Source organism: Pseudoalteromonas sp. GW168-MNA-CIBAN-0100 (genome assembly GCF_040309225.1).
GTDB classification, from domain to species: domain Bacteria; phylum Pseudomonadota; class Gammaproteobacteria; order Enterobacterales; family Alteromonadaceae; genus Pseudoalteromonas; species Pseudoalteromonas arctica.
Window position 1 is genome coordinate 1 of sequence record NZ_JBEOOL010000263.1, and the last position, 344, is coordinate 344.

The 344-nt window shown below is 40.1% G+C and carries 2 protein-coding genes; both read left to right on the forward strand.

Features of this window, described 5'->3' with window-relative positions:
• On the forward strand, positions 1-224 hold a 224-nt coding region (locus tag AAEY62_RS21025; protein WP_502935533.1), incomplete at its 5' end, for an ApeI family dehydratase.
• Positions 225-344, forward strand: a 120-nt coding sequence (locus tag AAEY62_RS21030) for a glycosyltransferase (RefSeq protein WP_350636267.1), incomplete at its 3' end; no start/stop codon positions are given.

A 344-nucleotide genomic window follows, 5' to 3' on the forward strand; every position in this document is an offset into this window, starting at 1 on the left:
GCGTAGTGCAGCTAGATTGGGCGGTTGCTGCAATTTGTAAGCAGTATAATATTCAATTAGCGGTAAAGAATGTCGAAGTGCTAAAGTTTCAGGTGGTGATTACGCCGGGCCTTACTATGGTATTAGCCATAGAGCAAAAAGCGCTTAATAAGTATGTGTTTTCTTATCGCTCGGCTAAGGGGCAACATGCGTCTGGGCGGATTGTTTTTGAAAGTGTTGTTTAAATGAATAAGTTTTGTATTGTCATTCCAAACTACAATCATACCTCTGTGATAGCGGGGGTATTAACCAGCCTAGCTGAATATAACTTACCAATTATTATGGTAGATGATGCAAGTAATGAG